The organism is Pseudomonas sp. Pseusp9 (assembly GCF_059491265.1).
In genome coordinates, this window is the sequence record NZ_CP168500.1 from 6038028 (window position 1) to 6056440 (window position 18413).

Sequence of the window (18413 nt, forward strand, 5' to 3'; positions counted from 1 at the left end):
GGGGTTTCGACAGGATGTTGACGTCAGCCACCCGTCAGACGGACGTTAACAAAATCTCCCGCTACGCTTATAAAGGCCGCCCCCGAAGGCGCGGGCTAGAGCTTCTGGCACGTCCGTGCAGCATGAATCAAGTGGAAGAACCGACATGATCGATCTTGCAACCTGGAACCTCAGCGTCCCCGTCGGCAGCCCGCCGTACACCGTTGAAACCTCCAAGCTGGTGAATGGCTTCAAGGATCAATACTTCCATTCCGACACCGGCACATTGTTTTTCTGGTCGCCCGTGACCGGTTCCCGTACCGAAAACGCGATTTATCCGCGCACCGAACTGCGTGAAACCTACAGCAACGGCACATTGCACAACTGGTATTACCCGGATGCCGACAATTTGTTGCATGCCACGCTGGCCGTTAACCAGGTGCCCAGTTCCGGGAAAATCGTCATCGGCCAGATCCATGCCTTTCAAAGCCAGAAACCGCTGGTGAAGGTCGAATACCAATACAAGACAAGTACAGCCACCGGCAACATCGTCGCCAAGGTCCGGATGCGTCCCGATGACGATGAGGGCCGGGTGATCGTCGTTGCAACGGGGGTGAAACTCGATCAGGAGTTCAACTATCTCATTCACCTCAGCCCCGGTGGCGCCTTGGGCATCAGTGCGGCAGGCTATCAATGGGATACACAAATCAGCGCCACCTGGCGCGAAAAACCGCTGTACTTCAAGGCAGGGGTCTACGTGCAGGACAACACCGGCTACACCAATGAAGGCGGGAAGGTAACTTTCAGCAGGCTGGATATCGATCACAATAAATAAGTGCAAAAATGTGGCGAGGAGCGGCTCTCCTCGCCCAGACAATCAGCGAACACACATCAGCATGAAACTTTTAGAGGTCGCTGCATCCTTCGCGGAACCCGCTGCCAATTGGGTGATCACCTTGATGGCTTTGATCGTTGGCGTTCCGACAACCTTGGCATTGGCGAACAGCAAATCATCGTAGGAGTCCACATCAGTTACGGATACACCGCAGTAACCCGGTGCCTGCTGAAAGACCCCAGCCTTTGGAATTATTTCGTACTCGGAAAAATAGCCGGCCCGCGGGAAGTGCTTCACGCTGTAGATCCAGTCGCCGGACTGCCTTATTACCTTGCCCTTGCTATCAATCGACGCAGTTAAAACAGAGTCAGCAGCATTGACGGCGTTAACCGCAAACAGGAAAAACGGTAAAGCAAGAGCACTGAGTTTTTTACGGGAATACATAAACAAACCTCTCTTCCATGAAAGTTTAATCAATGGCAATCCGGCCAAAGATCAATTTATTTAGCGTAATGAAAGGCTCGCTGTCAAAGACACACACAACAAACAGAAGAGTACCTCCTGTTTCAGTAATCATTCCTACATCCATAAAAAAACCCGTCTCTCGACGGGTTTTTCATCAAACCAGTTTAACGTTCAGTCTTAGTTGACCTTCGCGTTCAACTCACCTTTCAGGTAACGCTGATACATGCCTTCCAGGGAGATCGCCTTGATCTTCGAAGCGTTGCCGGCAGTACCGAAGGCTTCGTAGCGAGCGATGCACACGTCGCGCATGGCGGTCACGGTGGCACCGAAGAATTTACGCGGGTCGAATTCGCTCGGGTTGGTGGCCATCAGGCGACGCATTGCGCCAGTGGATGCCAGGCGCAGGTCGGTGTCGATGTTGACCTTGCGCACGCCGTGCTTGATGCCTTCGACGATCTCTTCAACCGGTACGCCGTAGGTTTCCTTGATGTCGCCGCCGTACTGGTTGATGATCGCCAGCCACTCTTGCGGAACCGAAGACGAACCGTGCATCACCAGGTGAGTGTTCGGAATGCGCTTGTGGATTTCCTTGATGCGGTCGATCGCCAGCACGTCGCCGGTAGGCGGCTTGGTGAACTTGTAGGCGCCGTGGCTGGTGCCGATGGCGATGGCCAGGGCATCAACCTGAGTGCGTTTAACGAAGTCAGCGGCTTCTTCCGGGTCGGTCAGCATCTGGCTGTGATCCAGAACGCCTTCGGCGCCGATGCCGTCTTCTTCACCGGCCATGCCGGTTTCCAGCGAACCCAGGCAGCCCAGCTCGCCTTCTACCGAAACGCCACAGGCGTGAGCCATGGCCACGGTCTGCTGGGTGACACGGACGTTGTAGTCGTAGTCGGTCGGGGTCTTGCCGTCTTCACCCAGGGAGCCGTCCATCATCACCGAGCTGAAGCCCAGCTGGATGGAGCGCTGGCAGACGTCAGGGCTGGTGCCGTGGTCCTGGTGCATGCACACCGGGATGTGCGGGAATTCTTCGATGGCTGCCAGGATCAGGTGACGCAGGAACGGTGCACCGGCGTATTTGCGAGCACCGGCCGAAGCCTGGACGATCACCGGGGAGTCAGTCTTGTCAGCGGCTTCCATGATGGCGCGCATCTGCTCAAGGTTGTTGACGTTGAAGGCTGGAACGCCGTAGCCGAACTCGGCTGCGTGGTCCAGCATCTGGCGCATGCTGATAAGTGCCATTGTATGTATCTCTCCCGGTTGAGGGTCGTTAATCGTGCCAGCCTGCCGTAGCGGCGGCGGCTATTCAAGTTATTGCAGATCGGGGGTTAAGCCCGGACTGCGAATCTGGTGTTGCAAAATCTCAAGAGCTGCATGGAACCCTTGTGGGAGCGAGCCTGCTCGCGAATGCGGTCTGACACTCAACAAAACTGTCGACGGATATACCGTATTCGCGAGCAGGCTCGCTCCCACATTAATTCCGAGGTGTGTCAGTTATTGCGCCTTGCAACCACGACCAATCAAATCATTGGTGGCGACCCAGTAAACCAGGCCTTCCTCACCTTTTATGTGAAACGCCAGCATGTCATTGCTGTACAGCGAGCCCGATGCACCCGGCTCCTGCTTCAAGCGGTAGACCTGATCGGCACCGCCCAGGCGCACGTCGACTTCTTTGCGGCTGTCGTCGGTGTAACGCCAAACCACTTTAGCCTGGCTGTCGCAGGTCCATGTGGTCCAGTTATCCACAGGTGCGGACGACTGGAACAGGTTCAACTGAGCACAACCAGCCAACAGCGCCAGCGCCGTAACGGCGATAAAACCTTTCATCCGTGTCCCTCGGCTGACGGCGCACGCCGCCAGCCCTGAGTAAAGAGTCAGACCCGTCAAGGGCAGCCATGTTCCTTGGCGGGTGCCTGGGTCTCATATTTGTCCAGACCCTCGGGCCCGGAGCGCTTGTTGAGCACCGGGTTGGTTTCCGCCTGCCAGTCCGCCTGATAACAGCCGTTGCGTGACGCTGGCGCCTCGGGCTCCGGCGTAGCTTTCGGGCTGCTCCCGCAAGCCGCCAGTGAACCGGCGACGATCAACAGCGCTAACGTCTTGACCATGTCAACACTCCCTTGCCTGGTCAAACGGGCGACCCTCAGGCCTTGGCCCGGCTTTCCAGGACTTCGACGGCTGGCAGAACCTTGCCTTCGACGAATTCGAGGAATGCGCCGCCACCGGTGGAAATGTAGGAGATCTGCTCGGCCACGCCATACTTGTCGATGGCAGCCAGGGTGTCGCCACCGCCGGCAATGGAGAACGCAGCACTGTCCGCGATGGCTTGGGCCAACACTTTGGTGCCATTGCCGAATTGATCGAACTCAAATACGCCAACCGGACCGTTCCACAGAATGGTTTTCGACGATTTCAACAGCTCGGCGAAATTGGCGGCGGTCTGCGGACCGATGTCGAGGATCATGTCGTCGGCAGCGACGTCAGCGATCAGCTTGACGGTCGCTGCGGCGCTTTCAGCGAATTCCTTGGCAACCACCACGTCCACCGGCAGCGGTACGCTGACTTTGGCGGCGATGGCGCGCGCCGTGTCGAGCAGGTCCGGCTCGTACAGCGACTTGCCGACCGGGTGACCGGCAGCGGCCAGGAAGGTGTTGGCAATGCCGCCGCCGACGATCAACTGGTCGCAGATCTGGCTCAGGCTGTTCAGTACGTCGAGTTTGGTCGACACCTTGGAGCCGGCAACAATGGCAGCCATCGGCTTGGCCGGAGCGCCCAGGGCCTTGCCCAGTGCATCCAGTTCAGCAGCCAGCAGCGGGCCGGCAGCAGCGACTTTGGCGAACTTGGCCACGCCGTGGGTCGAACCTTCGGCACGGTGAGCGGTGCCGAAGGCATCCATCACGAACACGTCGCACAGGGCGGCGTATTGCTTGGCCAGTTCGTCGGCGTTCTTCTTCTCGCCTTTGTTGAAGCGCACGTTTTCGAACAGCACGATGTCGCCGGCCTTGACGTCAATGCCGCCCAGGTAATCGGCCACCAATGGCACTTCACGGCCCAGGGCACGGCTCAGGTAGTCGGCGACGGGCTTGAGGCTGTTCTCGGCCGAGAATTCGCCTTCGGTCGGACGGCCAAGGTGCGAGCAGACCATCACGGCCGCGCCTTTTTCCAGGGCCAGCTTGATGGTCGGCAGCGAGGCCAGGATACGCGCATCGCTGGTGACAACACCGTCCTTGACTGGGACGTTGAGGTCTTCGCGGATCAATACGCGTTTACCTTGCAGATCGAGGTCGGACATCTTCAACACGGTCATGGGTCGCATTTCCTGGGTAGCTGTTTAGAGAGCAGTTTTTTTGGATGAAGCTATTTGCAGATAGTGGTCTGCAACGTCGAGCATTCGGTTGGCAAAACCCCATTCATTGTCGAACCAGGCCAGGATGTTCACCAGCCGCGGGCCGGAAACACGGGTCTGACTGGCATCGACGATGGCCGAATGCGGATCATGGTTGAAATCACAGCTGGCGTGCGGCAACTCGGTGTAGGCCAGAAGGCCTTTGAGCGGGCCGCTGGTGGCGGCTTCGCGCAGGATCCGGTTGACCTCGGTGGCGTCGGTCGCGGTGGCGGTCTGCATCGTGATATCGAGGCAGGACACGTTGACCGTCGGCACCCGTACGGCTTTGGCCTGAATTCGTCCGGCAAGTTCCGGCAGCAGGCGTTCAATACCACGCGCCAGACCGGTGGACACCGGAATCACCGACTGGAACGCCGAGCGGGTGCGGCGCAGGTCCTCGTGGTGATAGGCATCGATGACCGGCTGATCGTTCATGGCCGAGTGAATGGTGGTGATCGATACGTAATCCAGGCCAATGGCCTGATTCAGCAGGCGCAACAGCGGCACGCCGCAGTTGGTCGTGCAGGACGCATTGGACACCAGCAACTCGTCGCCGGTCAGGCAATCCTGGTTCACGCCATAGACGATGGTTGCGTCGACGTCCGTTTCGCTGGCCATCGGCTGGGAAAACAACACACGCGGGGCGCCGGCGTCGAGGAACCGCCGGCCGTCTTCGCGAGTGTGATAAGCACCGGAGCACTCGAGCACCAGATCGACGCCCAGGGACGCCCAGTCGATGCCTTCGGGGGTGGCACTGCGCAGGACCTTCACGCAGTCGCCATTGATATGCAGACAATCGCCGTCGACCTTCACTTCACCGGGGAACCGGCCATGGGTGGAGTCGAAGCGTGTCAGGTATTCGATGCTGGCCATGTCGGCCAGATCGTTGATCGCGACAATCTCGAACCCGGCCTTGTCGCCTCGCTCGAACAACGCACGCAAGACGCAACGACCAATCCGGCCGTAGCCGTTGAGTGCAACTTTGTAGGGACGCGGTTGAGGCATGGGGGTTCTCGATAGACGCAGGCAAACGAATTCTCGTTAACAACACATCCCCCTGTAGGAGCGAGCTTGCTCGCGATGGTGGCCCAGACAACGCGGGCATTCAGGCAGCCAGCGTTATCGTTAACGACCATCGCGAGCAAGCTCGCTCCTACAGGGGACCGCGGTGGTCATGAAACCACCGCGTCGTGCTTAGTCTTCCAGCAGTTCTTCAGCCTGACCCAGGATGTTTTCCAGGGTGAAGCCGAACTCTTCGAACAAGGCCGACGCAGGCGCCGACTCGCCGTAGGTGGTCATGCCGATCACGCGACCTTCCAGGCCCACGTACTTGTACCAGTAGTCGGCATGGGAAGCTTCGATGGCGATACGGGCGCTGACCTGCAACGGCAGGACCGATTGCTTGTAGCCGGCGTCCTGGGCATCGAACACGCTGGTGCATGGCATGGAAACCACACGTACCTTGCGGCCTTGCTCGGTCAGTTTGTCGAAGGCCTGAACGGCCAGGCCGACTTCCGAACCGGTGGCAATCAGGATCAGCTCAGGCTCGCCTGCGCAGTCCTTCAACACGTAACCGCCACGCGCGATCTCTTCGATCTGAATCGCATTGCGGGTCTGGTGCTGCAGGTTCTGACGCGAGAAGATCAGGGCCGAAGGACCGTCCTTGCGCTCCAGTGCGTATTTCCAGCACACCGCCGATTCAACGGCGTCGGCTGGACGCCAGGTGTCGAGGTTCGGCGTGCAGCGCAGGCTGGCCAGCTGCTCGATTGGCTGGTGAGTCGGGCCGTCTTCGCCCAGACCGATGGAGTCGTGGGTGTAGACGTGGATCACGCGCTGCTTCATCAGGGCCGACATGCGCACCGCGTTGCGGGCGTACTCCATGAACATCAGGAAGGTCGCGCCGTAAGGCACCAGGCCGCCGTGCAGGGCAACGCCGTTCATGATCGCGGTCATGCCGAACTCGCGCACGCCGTAGTACATGTAGTTGCCGCTGGCGTCTTCGGCGGTGACGCCTTTGCAGCCTTTCCACAGAGTCAGGTTGGAACCGGCCAGGTCAGCCGAACCGCCGAGGAATTCAGGCAGCAGCGGGCCGAATGCGTTCAGGGCATTCTGGCTGGCTTTACGGCTGGCGATGGTTTCGCCCTTGGCAGCCACTTCGGCGATGTAGGCCGAGGCCTTTTCGCTGAAGTCCGCCGGCAGATCGCCGCTCAGACGACGCACCAGCTCGTTGGCTTCGGCAGGGAATGCCGCGGAGTAGGCAGCGAAACGCTGGTCCCACTCGGCTTCCACAGCTTTACCGGCTTCCTTGGCATCCCACTCGGCATAGATATCGGCCGGGATTTCGAACGGACCGTGGGTCCATTTCAGCGCCGCACGGGTCAGGGCGATTTCCGCATCACCCAGCGGGGCGCCGTGGCAATCTTCCTTGCCTTGCTTGTTCGGCGAACCGAAGCCGATGGTGGTCTTGCAGCAGATCAGGGTTGGCTGCGTGCTTTTGCGCGCAGTTTCGATCGCCGTCCTGATCTCTTCCGGATCGTGGCCGTCGACATTGCGGATCACTTGCCAGTTGTAGGACTCAAAACGCTTTGGCGTATCGTCGGTGAACCAGCCTTCGACTTCGCCGTCGATGGAGATGCCATTGTCATCGTAGAAGGCGATCAGCTTGCCCAGGCCCAGGGTACCGGCCAGGGAAGCGACTTCGTGGGAAATGCCTTCCATCATGCAGCCATCACCCAGGAACACATAGGTGTGGTGGTCGACGATGTTGTGGCCGGGACGGTTGAACTGCGCCGCCATGACTTTTTCAGCCAGGGCAAAACCCACGGCGTTGGCCAGGCCTTGGCCCAGTGGACCGGTGGTGGTTTCTACGCCCGGGGTGTAGCCGAGTTCCGGGTGGCCCGGGGTGCGGCTGTGCAGTTGGCGGAATTGTTTCAGGTCGTCGATCGACAGGTCGTAGCCAGTCAGGTGCAGCAGCGAGTAGATCAGCATCGAGCCGTGGCCGTTGGACAGCACGAAGCGGTCACGGTCGGCGAACGATGGATTGCTCGGGTTGTGCTTGAGGTAGTCGCGCCAAAGCACCTCGGCGATATCCGCCATACCCATTGGGGCACCGGGATGGCCGCTGTTGGCTTTTTGCACGGCATCCATGCTGAGGGCACGAATGGCGTTGGCACGCTCACGACGGCTAGGCATCGCTGTTCTCCTGGGGGACTTGAATAAAACGAATCGGAAAAAAGGTGAGCATTTTCCCTCACCCGGACGCCTCGGGGCAATGACAGATAGTCATCTGGAGGCGTTTTTCCAATGGATAACGACGTATTAACGTGGTGAAACCTTTCTGCTCCGGCTTGGTTGACTGAACCTGACGTCAGGAAGTGCCATCTATCGAGCAATATCAAAACTTTTTGATATTGCTCTTGCGATGCCTTCGACCCGTGACTAGACTGCCGGCCTTATGAATTTACGCGTGCCCTCCATTCAACATGACGATTGCGATGAGCTGGCGGCCTTGTGCAAGGCTGGCGGCGATCCCCTGCGGTTGAATGTTTTGCGCGCACTGGCCAACGACTCGTTCGGCGTGCTGGAGCTGGCGCAGATCTTCGGCATCGGCCAGTCAGGCATGAGCCACCACCTCAAGGTACTGGCCCAGGCCGGCCTGGTGGCAACCCGCCGCGAAGGCAACGCGATTTTCTACCGCCGCGCCCTGCCCCACACCGATCTGTTGGGCGGCAAATTGCACGCAGCCCTGCTCGAAGAAGTGGACAACCTGACGCTGCCGACCGACGTACAGTCGCGCATCGCCCAGGTCCATGGGCAACGCGCGGCCGCCAGCCAGGACTTTTTCTCACGGGTAGCGGAGAAGTTTCGCGCCCAGCAAGACTTGATCGCCGGCCTGCCGCAATACCGCGAAAGCGTGGTGGCCTTGCTCGACAAGTTGAGCTTCGACAAAGACGCCACGGCCATTGAAGTCGGTCCCGGTGATGGCGCATTCCTGCCGGAACTGGCGCGCCGCTTCTCGCAAGTCACGGCGCTGGACAACAGCACCGCGATGCTCGAACTGGCGCGCCAGGTCTGCGAACGCGACAAGCTGACAAACGTCAGCCTGCAATTGGCCGATGCATTGAACGGCGTCAGCCTCAAGGCCGATTGCGTGGTACTGAACATGGTACTGCACCATTTTGCCGCGCCGGCCGATGCGCTCAAGCACATGGCCCGCTTGCTGCAACCAGGCGGTAGCCTGTTAGTGACAGAGTTATGCAGCCACAACCAGAGTTGGGCCAAGGAGGCCTGCGGTGATCTCTGGCTGGGGTTTGAACAGGACGATTTGGCCCGTTGGGCCACCGCTGCGGGACTCGCTCCCGGGGAAAGCCTCTATGTAGGCTTACGCAATGGTTTCCAGATCCAGGTCCGCCATTTTCAGCGACCGGCTGGCGACACTCACCATCGGTAAATTCAGGAAAACATCGAGATGAGCGAATACTCCCTCTTCACCTCCGAGTCCGTGTCTGAAGGGCATCCGGACAAAATCGCCGACCAGATTTCCGATGCAGTGCTGGACGCCATCATTGCCCAGGACAAACACGCTCGCGTAGCGGTGGAAACCCTGGTCAAGACCGGCGTGGCCATCGTTGCAGGTGAAGTGACCACCAGCGCCTGGGTCGACCTGGAGCAGATCGTTCGTGATGTGATTTGCGATATCGGCTACACCAGCTCCGACGTTGGTTTCGACGGCGCCACTTGCGGCGTGATGAACATCATCGGCAAGCAGTCCCCTGACATCAACCAGGGCGTTGACCGTGCCAAACCTGAAGATCAGGGCGCCGGCGACCAGGGCCTGATGTTCGGCTATGCCAGCAACGAAACCGACGTGCTGATGCCAGCACCGATCACCTTCTCGCACCAGCTTGTGCAGCGTCAGGCCGAGGCCCGTAAATCCGGCCTGCTGCCTTGGCTGCGTCCGGACGCCAAGTCCCAGGTCACCTGCCGTTACGAAGGCGGCAAGGTTGTCGGTATCGACGCGGTAGTCCTGTCGACCCAGCACAACCCTGAAGTCTCCTACAAAGACCTGCGCGAAGCCGTGATGGAGCTGATCGTCAAGCACGCGCTGCCTGCCGAACTGCTGAGCAAAGACACCCAGTTCCACATCAACCCGACCGGCCAGTTCATCATCGGCGGCCCGGTGGGTGACTGCGGCCTGACCGGTCGCAAGATCATCGTCGACAGCTACGGCGGCATGGCCCGTCACGGCGGTGGCGCGTTCTCCGGTAAAGATCCATCGAAGGTTGACCGTTCGGCCGCCTACGCCGGTCGTTACGTGGCCAAGAACATCGTTGCTGCCGGCCTGGCCGAGCGCTGCGAGATTCAAGTGTCCTACGCCATCGGCGTTGCCCAGCCGACTTCGATCTCGCTGAACACCTTCGGTACCGGCAAGATCAGCGATGACAAGATCATCAAGCTGGTCCGCGAAGTGTTCGACCTGCGCCCATACGCAATCACCACCATGCTCGACCTGCTGCACCCGATGTATCAGGAAACCGCTGCGTATGGCCACTTCGGTCGTACCCCGGCAACCAAGACCGTTGGCGAAGACACCTTCACCACGTTCACCTGGGAAAAAACCGACCGCGCCGACGCCCTGCGTGCTGCTGCCGGCCTGTAAGACTTCCCCGCTACACCCGAAGCCCCGCACGGTTCGCGCCCTGCGGGGCTTTTTATTGGCATTCGCTTTACACCGCATCGCGACCTTCGCGGGCAAGCCCGCTCCCACAGAGTTATGAGTGGGTCAGATGATTTGTGAGCACCAGCGCTTACTGTGGGAGCGGGCTTGCCCGCGAAGAGGCCCGTCCAGTCACCAGCAACACTCAGTAAAAACCCCGCCCGCCATGCCAACCGATACTGACCTAGCCTTCACGCACCTCACCGAGCAAGGACGCTCAAGATGCTTCCCGACCTGCGCCTGTTTCTCGCCACTCTACTGACCTTTGCCCACCTGACCACCAGCGCCGCCGACTGCCCTGACTGGCCGCCCGAACGCGCCCTGAACGAAGTCGGCAAGCTGCAACAGCAAATCGACCTCTGGGACGACAGCTATCACCGCCTGGGGCGCTCACTGGTCGCCGATGAACTCTATGACCAGTCCCGTGTGCGACTCACCCAATGGCGCCAGTGCTTCAATCTGGCCCCGCCCGCAGACCCCTTGCGCACTGCACGCGGCACGCTGCGCCACCCCATCGCCCACACCGGCCTGGACAAACTGCACGATCGCCCAGCCGTTGAAAAATGGCTGCATGGCCGGGTGGACGTCTGGGCCCAGCCGAAAATCGATGGCGTGGCGGTGACCCTGGTTTACCGTGACGGGGTGTTGACCCAGGCAGTCAGCCGTGGCGACGGCGAAAGCGGAAAGGACTGGACGACTCCGGCACGGCAGATTCCGGGCATCCCGCAACGCCTGTCGCAAGCCCGGGACTTGCTCGTGCAAGGCGAACTGTATTGGCGCCTGACCGATCATGTGCAGGCCCGGGCTGGTAGCCTCAACGCTCGCGGCACGGTGGCGGGCCTGATGGCGCGCAAGGTCTTGAGCCCCGAACAGGCCGCCGAAATCGATCTGTTTGTCTGGGATTGGCCCCAAGGGCCGGCGAGCGTGCCCGAGCGTGCCGCGGCACTGAGTGCGCTGGGCTTCCCGAGTACCACGGCATACAGCCAGCCAATCACCTCCGTCATCGATGCCGAACGCTGGCGCGAACACTGGTACCGCTCCCCCCTGCCCTTTGCCAGCGACGGCATCGTCCTGCGCCAGAACCAGCGCCCGGCCGCCGAACGCTGGCAGGCCAAGTCACCCTACTGGGCCATCGCCTGGAAATACCCCTTCGCCCAAGCGCTGGCCGAAGTCCGCCAGGTTGATTTCAGGATCGGCAGGACCGGGCGGATCACTCCGGTACTTGAACTGACCCCGTTGACGCTCGATGACCGGCAGATCAAACGCGTCAGTGTCAGCTCGTTGCAACGCTGGCAGGCACTGGACATACGTCCGGGCGACCAGGTCGCCATCAGCCTGGCCGGGCTGACTATTCCCAGGCTCGATGGCGTTGTGTTGCGCAGCAGCGAACGCACCGAATTGAACGTGCCGCTGGCGACCGATTTTCATTTTTTGAGTTGCTGGCAACCGACTCCGGGCTGTGAGAGCCAGTTTCTCGCACGCCTCACCTGGCTCAGCGGCAAACAAGGGCTGGCGCTGCCCAATGTGGGGCCGGGCACTTGGGGAAAACTTCTTGCAACAGGCCGCCTGAACGGTCTGCTGGATTGGTTGACCCTCGATGCCCAAGAGCTTGCTACCATTGACGGTTTCGGCGAGCGCAGCGCGACTCGCCTTGCAGACAGCTTCAACCTGGCCCGACAGCGCCCGTTCGCGCACTGGCTGAAAGCCCTGGGAATGCCGCCGACAGGTCAGGCGCACACCGGTGATTCATGGCAGGCACTGGCGCAGCGAGACATCGAACAATGGCGGGCCGAGGCTGGTATCGGGCCAGGACGCGCGGCGCAGTTGAACGCTTTTTTCCGCGATCCGCAGGTCATGGCCTTGAGTAAAACGTTACGTGATGCGGGGATTGACGGCTTTTAGCGGCCGGCCCTGCGCCCAGCGGGAACCCAAAGTGGACCGCCGGGCTCCAACAAGCCATCGCCACACCGGCCCGCTTGCATTCTTACATGGAGCTTTTATGAAATTTCTTTCACCGCTCGCCCTGTTGACCCTTTGCAGCGTACTGGCCACCCCGCTGATGGCGGATGAAGAAGCACCCGGGCTGACCGGTTGCGCCGCCAAGAAGCAAGGTATCGTCAACCAGATCGAATTGGCCAAGGTCCACGGCAACGCCGACCAGCAGGCAGGCCTGGAAAAAGCCCTGAGCGAAGTCGAAGCGAATTGCACCGACGCCTCGCTGAAGAAGGAACGGGAAAACAAAGTGCTCGACGCCAGGCACGAAGTCAGCAAGCGTCAGGCGGACCTCGACAAGGCCATGAGCAAAGGCGACCCCGACAAGATCAACAAGCGCAAAGACAAACTGGCCGATGCCCGCAAGGAATTGCAGGACGCTCTGGATGAGTTGGACAAGTAAGACCTGGCAAGCCCCGAAGATCGTTGGCGCTATCCACTCAGCATTCGCGAGCGGGCTCGCTCCTACAGGGAAACGCAATCACCGTGGGAGCGAGCCTGCTCGCGAAGACGTCGAACCGGTCAACGCCAATCAATGATCCCGAAACGCCTTATGACACGCACTGCACGCATCTTCGACCTTCTGCACCGCCGGCCCCAGGTTGCTGGCCTTGTAGGGTTGAACCTGGCTGGCGATCACCAATTCACCGGTGGCGGATTCAAGGTCACGGGCCATGCCCTGGAAGCGCGCCTGCTGTTCCCAGACATCGCTCTTGGCGCTGGTGTGATCTTCCTCACGGACCTGCGGAAAATGTTGCCACGGCTCACGGGACAGCGCATCGAGCTTCACCGCGCCCTCGGCGAACTTCGGGCCATCGAACGGAATGCGCCCACGCAGCATGCCACCCAGGTCTTCGCCAGTCTTGAGCATCTGTTTGAAAATGCTCTTGCGCTGGCCGAGCGGCGAGTTGGGGTCGACGCCGCCACAAGCGGACAACGTCAGGCAGGCCAGCAATACAACAGAAAGTCTTTTAAGAGTCATGGTGGCTTCAGGTCACGGGAAACGGCGGCCAGTATCCTCGCGTCATCGGCAAAGACCAATAGCCCTATTATCAACAAGGGTTGTTTGAGCGCATGGAGCGCCCAGGCAACCGGCAAAGGAATCACTCCATGAACAGCCGTTTCAAGGCATGGCGTCACAGCCTGGCCTGGACCCTGCCGATGGTGGCCCTGCTCGCAGGCTGCACCGGTGGCGAAAATAAACAACCGAAAACCCATGCCCTGGCCACCTACTCCAGTGCCACATGGGAAGCGCTGCCGGCGGTGTCCGACAACGACCTGGTCGCCGGCTTCGGTTCGTGGCGCAGCGCCTGCACCCGCCTCAAGGCCGACCCGGTCTGGGGCGGCACCTGCGCAGCGGCTGCCAACGTGCCGCAAACCGCCGGCGACATTCGCGGTTTCCTCAAACAGAACCTCGATGTCTATGGCCTGCGCGCCGCCAACGACAACCCCAACGGCTTGATCACCGGCTATTACGAACCGGTCTATCCCGGCAGCCTGACCCAGACTGGCGCTGCCAATGTCCCGGTCTATGGCGTCCCCGAAGACATGATCGTCGTCGCCCTCGACAGCATCTACCCGGAACTCAAGGGCAAGCGCCTGCGCGGTCGACTCGAAGGTCGCGTACTCAAGCCGTACGACGATGCGGCGACCATCGAAAGCAAAGGGGTCAAGGCACCGGTCGTGGCCTGGCTGACCGATCCGATGAACCTGCAGTTCCTGCAAATCCAGGGTTCGGGTCGTATCCAGCTCGACAATGGCCGCCAGTTGCGTATCGCTTACGCCGACCAGAACGGCCATCCGTATCGACCGATCGGCCGTTGGCTGGTGGAACAGGGCGAATTGAAAAAAGAAGACGTGACCATGGGTGCCATCAGCACCTGGGCCAAGGCCAATCCGACGCGGATTCCCGAACTGCTCGGCAGCAACCCCAGCTACGTGTTCTTCACCCGCAATCCGGACAGCAACGAAGGCCCGCGCGGTTCGCTGAACGTACCGTTGACCGCCGGTTACAGCGCGGCGGTGGATCGCAAGGTGATTCCGCTGGGCAGCCTGTTGTGGCTGTCCACCACCAGGCCGGACGGCACCGCCCTGGTTCGCCCCGTGGCAGCACAGGACACCGGCGGCGCCATTGCCGGCGAGGTACGGGCGGATCTGTTCTGGGGCACCGGCGATGCGGCCGGGCAACTGGCCGGGGACATGAAACAACAGGGGCAGATCTGGATGCTTTGGCCCAAGGGTGCTGCGCTGCCGCAAGTGCCGCAGGTGGCTGATACCGAGAAGACAAAACCCTGAGAGCAGTATTGGCAGTTGAATAGCTTTCGCGAGCAGGCTCGCTCCTACAGGTTTTGCACAATCCATGTGGGAGCGAGCCTGCTCGCGAAGAGGCCCTCACAGGCGGTGAAAATTCAGACTGACACGACGAAGAACGCCGTAATCAACGCCATCCCCACGAACCACACCAGCGACCGCAGCGTCGCCCAGTCCGCCAGGTAGCAAATGATGTAGAGCAGGCGGCTGGTAATGAACAGCACGGCCAGCACATTGATCGTCACAAGTTCTGCATTGCCGGCCAGATGCGCCACGATCACCGCAGCGGCGAATGCCGGAATCACTTCAAAACTGTTCAGTTGCGCGGCATTCGCCCGCTTGCCGATGCCTTCCAGATTATCGAGAAAGCCCCGAGGGTCATGATTGTCTTTGAGCCTGAACCCGCCACTGAGCTTGGCGATCCACGTGCACACGTACGGCAGGAAAATCGCGATCAAAATGCACCACAGAGCCACCGTCATAACGCCGTCCTTTCTTCAGGTTTCAGAGAGTCGAATTCCATCGGGGGCGATCAAAACTTCATCACCAGTATGCCGATCAGTACCAACCCGCAAGCCAGGAGCCTCGGCCGGCCGAAGGGTTCCTTCAAGTAGCGCATGCCGAACAGCACCACCAGAATCACACTGATCTCGCGCAGCGCTGCGGCCTCGGCAATCGAACCCATCTGCATCGCCCACAGCACCAAAGCGTAGCTGAACAACACGCAGAACCCGACCGCCAGACCCAGCCGCCATTGCTCGCGCCAGAACAACTTGAACGCCGGACGCTTGCGTACCCAGGCCAGCAACGGAAACGGCCAGGCGCTCAGCAACGTGACCCAGACCAGGTAATCCAGCGGATGGGACCAACGCCGCAACGCCTGGCCGTCGATGTAGGTGTAGCAACCGATGCACAGGCCGATCAACGCCACCACCGGCAGCATCGACCACGGCAAACGCGCACCGCCGCCGCCCTGCCAGAGCAGGCACAGCATGCCGAACGGGATCAGCAGGATTCCGAAAATCTGCTGATGAGTCAGCACCTCCCCGGCAAAGATCAACGTCAGCGCCAGCACCACCAACGGTGACAGACCGCGCATCAGCGGATACACCAGCCCGAGGTCGCCGACCCGATAGGCCTGGATAAGCAAATAGCGATAGAGCAGCTCGAATGCCGCCGATGCCAGAATCCACGGCCAGATCTCCAGTGGCGGCACGGCCAGGAACGGCAACATCAGCGCGACAAAGAGCAGCGCCACGCTGTCCATGCAGGCCACCACCAACAGCCGCTCCGCACTGAACTTGATCAGGGTATTCCACGCCGCATGCAACAGCGCCGCCACCAACACCAACGCCGTTGCAAGCACGGCCTACTCCTTATGTTGTCTCCACGATCCTTGTAGGAGCGAGCTTGCTCGCGAAAAACGTCAGGGCAACGCGCTCAAGCAGTAAGCACGCGTATTCGTTGACGTCCATCGTCGGAACGCCGCCCGGAGCAAGCTCGCTCCTACAGGGGGCAGGTAGAGAATTGATTCGCCATATGTCAGTGGCTGTTTATACTGCAAGCGACCACGCCGCACTCAGTTGCGCACAGACTAATTCCAATAAAAATTCTGCCCGGCCCGCTCTCGTCGAGAACGGTCGTTGGCCTGCGTATGCCTGATCACAGCGTCAAGACTACCGACAGAGACCTTGCGCATGCCACTCGCTTTACTTGCCCTCGCTGTTGCCGCCTTCGGCATCGGCACTACCGAATTCGTCATCATGGGTCTGCTGCCCGACGTCGCCCGCGACCTCGGCGTGAGCATTCCCGATGCCGGCCTGCTGATCACCGGCTATGCCCTGGGCGTGGTGTTCGGTGCACCGATCCTCGCCGTCGGCACCGCCAACATGCCGCGCAAGGCCACCCTGCTGGGCATGACGCTGATGTTCATCCTCGGCAACATGCTCTGCGCGCTGGCGCCCAATTACGCCACGCTGATGGCCGCGCGAGTGATCACGGCACTGTGCCACGGCGCATTTTTCGGTATTGGTTCGGTGGTGGCCGCCGGGTTGGTAGCTCCCAACAAACGGGCTCAGGCGATTGCCATGATGTTCACCGGCCTGACTCTGGCCAACGTCCTCGGCGTGCCACTGGGCACCGCACTCGGGCAACTCGCTGGTTGGCGCTCGACCTTCTGGGCGGTGTCGGTGATCGGTGTGCTGGCCGCGATTGCGCAATGGGTCTGGCTGCCGAAAAACATCAGGATGGATAAAGCCAACCTGGCCAGCGAGTTCAAGGTGCTGGGCAAGGCCAACGTACTGCTGGCCCTGGGCATGAGTGTGCTGGCCTCCACCAGCCTGTTCAGCGTTTTTACCTACATCGCGCCTATCCTGCAGGACATCACCGGCGTCAGCCCCCACGGTGTCACCCTCATGCTGCTGTTGTTCGGCGTTGGCTTGACCGCCGGCAGCATGCTCGGTGGCCGTCTGGCGGACAGCCGTTTGCTGCCCTCGCTGGTAGGCATGGCACTGGCGGTGCTGTTAGTGCTCGCGGCATTCAAGCAAACCAGCCATTCGGTGATCCCGGCGGCCATCACATTGGTGTTGTGGGGAACGTTTGCCTTTGCCCTGTGCCCGATTCTGCAACTGCTGATCATCGATCAGGCCCATGAAGCACCGAACCTGGGTTCGACCTTGAACCAGAGCGCCTTCAACCTCGGCAACGCCGCCGGGGCATGGATTGGCGGACTGGTGGTGGCCAGCGGCGCGGATCTGGCGGACTTGCCGTGGACCGGTGCGCTGGTCAGCGGGCTGACCGTAATGACTGCGCTGTTCTTCATCTATCGCCAGCGGCGCGGTGCGGCTGTGCTTGATGTGGTGGGTTGAGCATCACCAGTGGCGGGTTATTTAGCTACGACGGGTATTCCGTTCTGTAGGAGCGAGCCTGCTCGCGATGGTCGTTAACGATAACACTGGGTACCTGACACCCAGTGGTGCTCTCAAGTCCATCGCGAGCAGGCTCGCTCCTACAGGACTTGCATCATTCGACGCTGGCGTCGTCCTTGAACTGGTCCTTGACGTATTTGATCTCGGTTCGGCCGTGAGGTGCCGGCAAGCCGTCTTCACCGAGATTCACGAACACCATTTTTTCAACGGTGAGGATGCTCTTGCGGGTGATCTTGTTGCGCACTTCACACGTCAGGGTGATCGAGGTGCGGCCGAATTCGGTAGCCGTGATGCCCAGTTCAATGATGTCACCCTGGCGCGAGGCGCTGACGAAATTGATTTCGGAAATGTACTTGGTCACTACTCGCTGGTTGCCCAACTGGACGATGGCGTAGATCGCCGCTTCTTCGTCGATCCAGCGCAGCAGGCTACCGCCGAACAAAGTGCCGTTGGGGTTGAGGTCTTCGGGTTTTACCCATTTGCGGGTGTGGAAATTCATATGCACTCCTGACCATCTTGCCGATTGATGCCCGGCATCATGGCAGAGCCCGGGCTAGAGCTCTATCAAGCTTCGACTATGGTCGCGATTACCGTTCGGACATTGACTGACAGAAACGCTTTGGAAGATCAGCATAGCCCGCTATAATCGCCCCCGTTTCAAAACGGTAACCTCTACTTGATACCGTTTTCCCGCCACCTGTCCGAGGGGCGCTGCAGCAGGCTAGACCTGTCAGGCTCGGATGGGGCGTTGCCAGGCCTTGATCGGCCCGACACTAAACGCACAACGGCGCCCATTCGCATACATTA

At 60.3% G+C, this 18413-nt stretch carries 18 protein-coding genes and 1 riboswitch; of the genes, 7 read left to right on the forward strand and 11 right to left on the reverse strand.

Going from position 1 to position 18413, the window contains the following annotated elements; genetic code table 11:
• Positions 1-145: 145 nt before the first annotated feature.
• Entirely contained in the window at positions 146-814 is a 669-nt protein-coding gene (locus ACEN8E_RS27555) for a polysaccharide lyase family 7 protein (protein ID WP_495590579.1), read from the forward strand.
• Positions 815-856: 42 nt separating this feature from the next.
• Here ACEN8E_RS27555 and ACEN8E_RS27560 read toward each other — a convergent pair whose 3' ends face one another.
• From ACEN8E_RS27560 to tkt, 7 genes are all read right to left on the reverse strand, one after another.
• Complete coding sequence (locus ACEN8E_RS27560; protein ID WP_495590580.1) at positions 857-1258, reverse strand: hypothetical protein; 402 nt, start codon at positions 1256-1258, stop codon at positions 857-859.
• Positions 1259-1456: 198 nt separating this feature from the next.
• Entirely contained in the window at positions 1457-2521 is a 1065-nt protein-coding gene (fba, locus tag ACEN8E_RS27565; protein ID WP_007981624.1) for a class II fructose-bisphosphate aldolase, read from the reverse strand.
• Positions 2522-2773: 252 nt separating this feature from the next.
• Positions 2774-3106, reverse strand: a complete 333-nt coding sequence (locus tag ACEN8E_RS27570) for an MliC family protein (RefSeq protein WP_495590581.1) — start codon at positions 3104-3106, stop codon at positions 2774-2776.
• Between the two features lie 56 nt (positions 3107-3162).
• The gene (locus ACEN8E_RS27575; protein ID WP_008019897.1) at positions 3163-3384 is read right to left on the reverse strand and encodes a hypothetical protein; all 222 of its coding nucleotides are present in this window, start codon (positions 3382-3384) and stop codon (positions 3163-3165) included.
• A 35-nt stretch (positions 3385-3419) separates the two neighbouring features.
• Positions 3420-4583: a phosphoglycerate kinase gene (locus tag ACEN8E_RS27580; RefSeq protein WP_495590582.1), complete on the reverse strand. Its 1164-nt coding sequence runs from the start codon at positions 4581-4583 to the stop codon at positions 3420-3422.
• Between the two features lie 24 nt (positions 4584-4607).
• On the reverse strand, positions 4608-5666 hold the full coding sequence (epd, locus tag ACEN8E_RS27585) for an erythrose-4-phosphate dehydrogenase (RefSeq protein ID WP_495590583.1): 1059 nt from the start codon (positions 5664-5666) through the stop codon (positions 4608-4610).
• A gap of 189 nt (positions 5667-5855) precedes the next feature.
• Positions 5856-7853 carry a transketolase gene (gene tkt / locus ACEN8E_RS27590; RefSeq protein WP_495590584.1) on the reverse strand — a complete coding sequence of 666 codons (1998 nt, stop codon included), beginning with the start codon at positions 7851-7853 and terminating at the stop codon, positions 5856-5858.
• A gap of 262 nt (positions 7854-8115) precedes the next feature.
• Between tkt and ACEN8E_RS27595 the strand changes: the two genes are divergently transcribed.
• From ACEN8E_RS27595 to ACEN8E_RS27610, 4 genes are all read left to right on the forward strand, one after another.
• A complete protein-coding gene (locus tag ACEN8E_RS27595) occupies positions 8116-9111 on the forward strand; it encodes an ArsR/SmtB family transcription factor (protein ID WP_495590585.1) in 996 nt (331 codons plus the stop codon).
• Between the two features lie 18 nt (positions 9112-9129).
• Entirely contained in the window at positions 9130-10320 is a 1191-nt protein-coding gene (metK, locus tag ACEN8E_RS27600; RefSeq protein WP_057398198.1) for a methionine adenosyltransferase, read from the forward strand.
• A 279-nt stretch (positions 10321-10599) separates the two neighbouring features.
• Complete coding sequence (ligB, locus tag ACEN8E_RS27605) at positions 10600-12279, forward strand: NAD-dependent DNA ligase LigB (protein ID WP_495590586.1); 1680 nt, start codon at positions 10600-10602, stop codon at positions 12277-12279.
• 97 nt (positions 12280-12376) lie between these two features.
• The gene (locus ACEN8E_RS27610) at positions 12377-12772 is read left to right on the forward strand and encodes a DUF1090 domain-containing protein (protein WP_085716416.1); all 396 of its coding nucleotides are present in this window, start codon (positions 12377-12379) and stop codon (positions 12770-12772) included.
• 129 nt (positions 12773-12901) lie between these two features.
• Here the strand turns inward: ACEN8E_RS27610 and ACEN8E_RS27615 are convergent, their stop codons facing one another.
• The gene (locus ACEN8E_RS27615) at positions 12902-13351 is read right to left on the reverse strand and encodes a c-type cytochrome (protein WP_429366833.1); all 450 of its coding nucleotides are present in this window, start codon (positions 13349-13351) and stop codon (positions 12902-12904) included.
• A 128-nt stretch (positions 13352-13479) separates the two neighbouring features.
• On the opposite strand from ACEN8E_RS27615, the gene mltA reads away from it, so the two are divergent.
• Complete coding sequence (gene mltA, locus ACEN8E_RS27620; protein WP_495590587.1) at positions 13480-14664, forward strand: murein transglycosylase A; 1185 nt, start codon at positions 13480-13482, stop codon at positions 14662-14664.
• 113 nt (positions 14665-14777) lie between these two features.
• Here the strand turns inward: mltA and ACEN8E_RS27625 are convergent, their stop codons facing one another.
• Both ACEN8E_RS27625 and ACEN8E_RS27630 read right to left on the reverse strand, forming a co-directional pair.
• On the reverse strand, positions 14778-15161 hold the full coding sequence (locus tag ACEN8E_RS27625) for an MAPEG family protein (protein ID WP_495590588.1): 384 nt from the start codon (positions 15159-15161) through the stop codon (positions 14778-14780).
• Between the two features lie 50 nt (positions 15162-15211).
• Positions 15212-16045, reverse strand: a complete 834-nt coding sequence (locus ACEN8E_RS27630; RefSeq protein ID WP_495590589.1) for an EamA family transporter — start codon at positions 16043-16045, stop codon at positions 15212-15214.
• Between the two features lie 331 nt (positions 16046-16376).
• On the opposite strand from ACEN8E_RS27630, the gene ACEN8E_RS27635 reads away from it, so the two are divergent.
• A complete protein-coding gene (locus ACEN8E_RS27635) occupies positions 16377-17546 on the forward strand; it encodes an MFS transporter (RefSeq protein ID WP_495590590.1) in 1170 nt (389 codons plus the stop codon).
• Positions 17547-17700: 154 nt separating this feature from the next.
• Here ACEN8E_RS27635 and ACEN8E_RS27640 read toward each other — a convergent pair whose 3' ends face one another.
• Positions 17701-18105 carry an acyl-CoA thioesterase gene (locus ACEN8E_RS27640; protein WP_056853937.1) on the reverse strand — a complete coding sequence of 135 codons (405 nt, stop codon included), beginning with the start codon at positions 18103-18105 and terminating at the stop codon, positions 17701-17703.
• A gap of 198 nt (positions 18106-18303) precedes the next feature.
• Positions 18304-18406: riboswitch (S-adenosyl-L-homocysteine riboswitch) on the forward strand.
• The last annotated feature ends 7 nt before the right edge of the window (positions 18407-18413 follow it).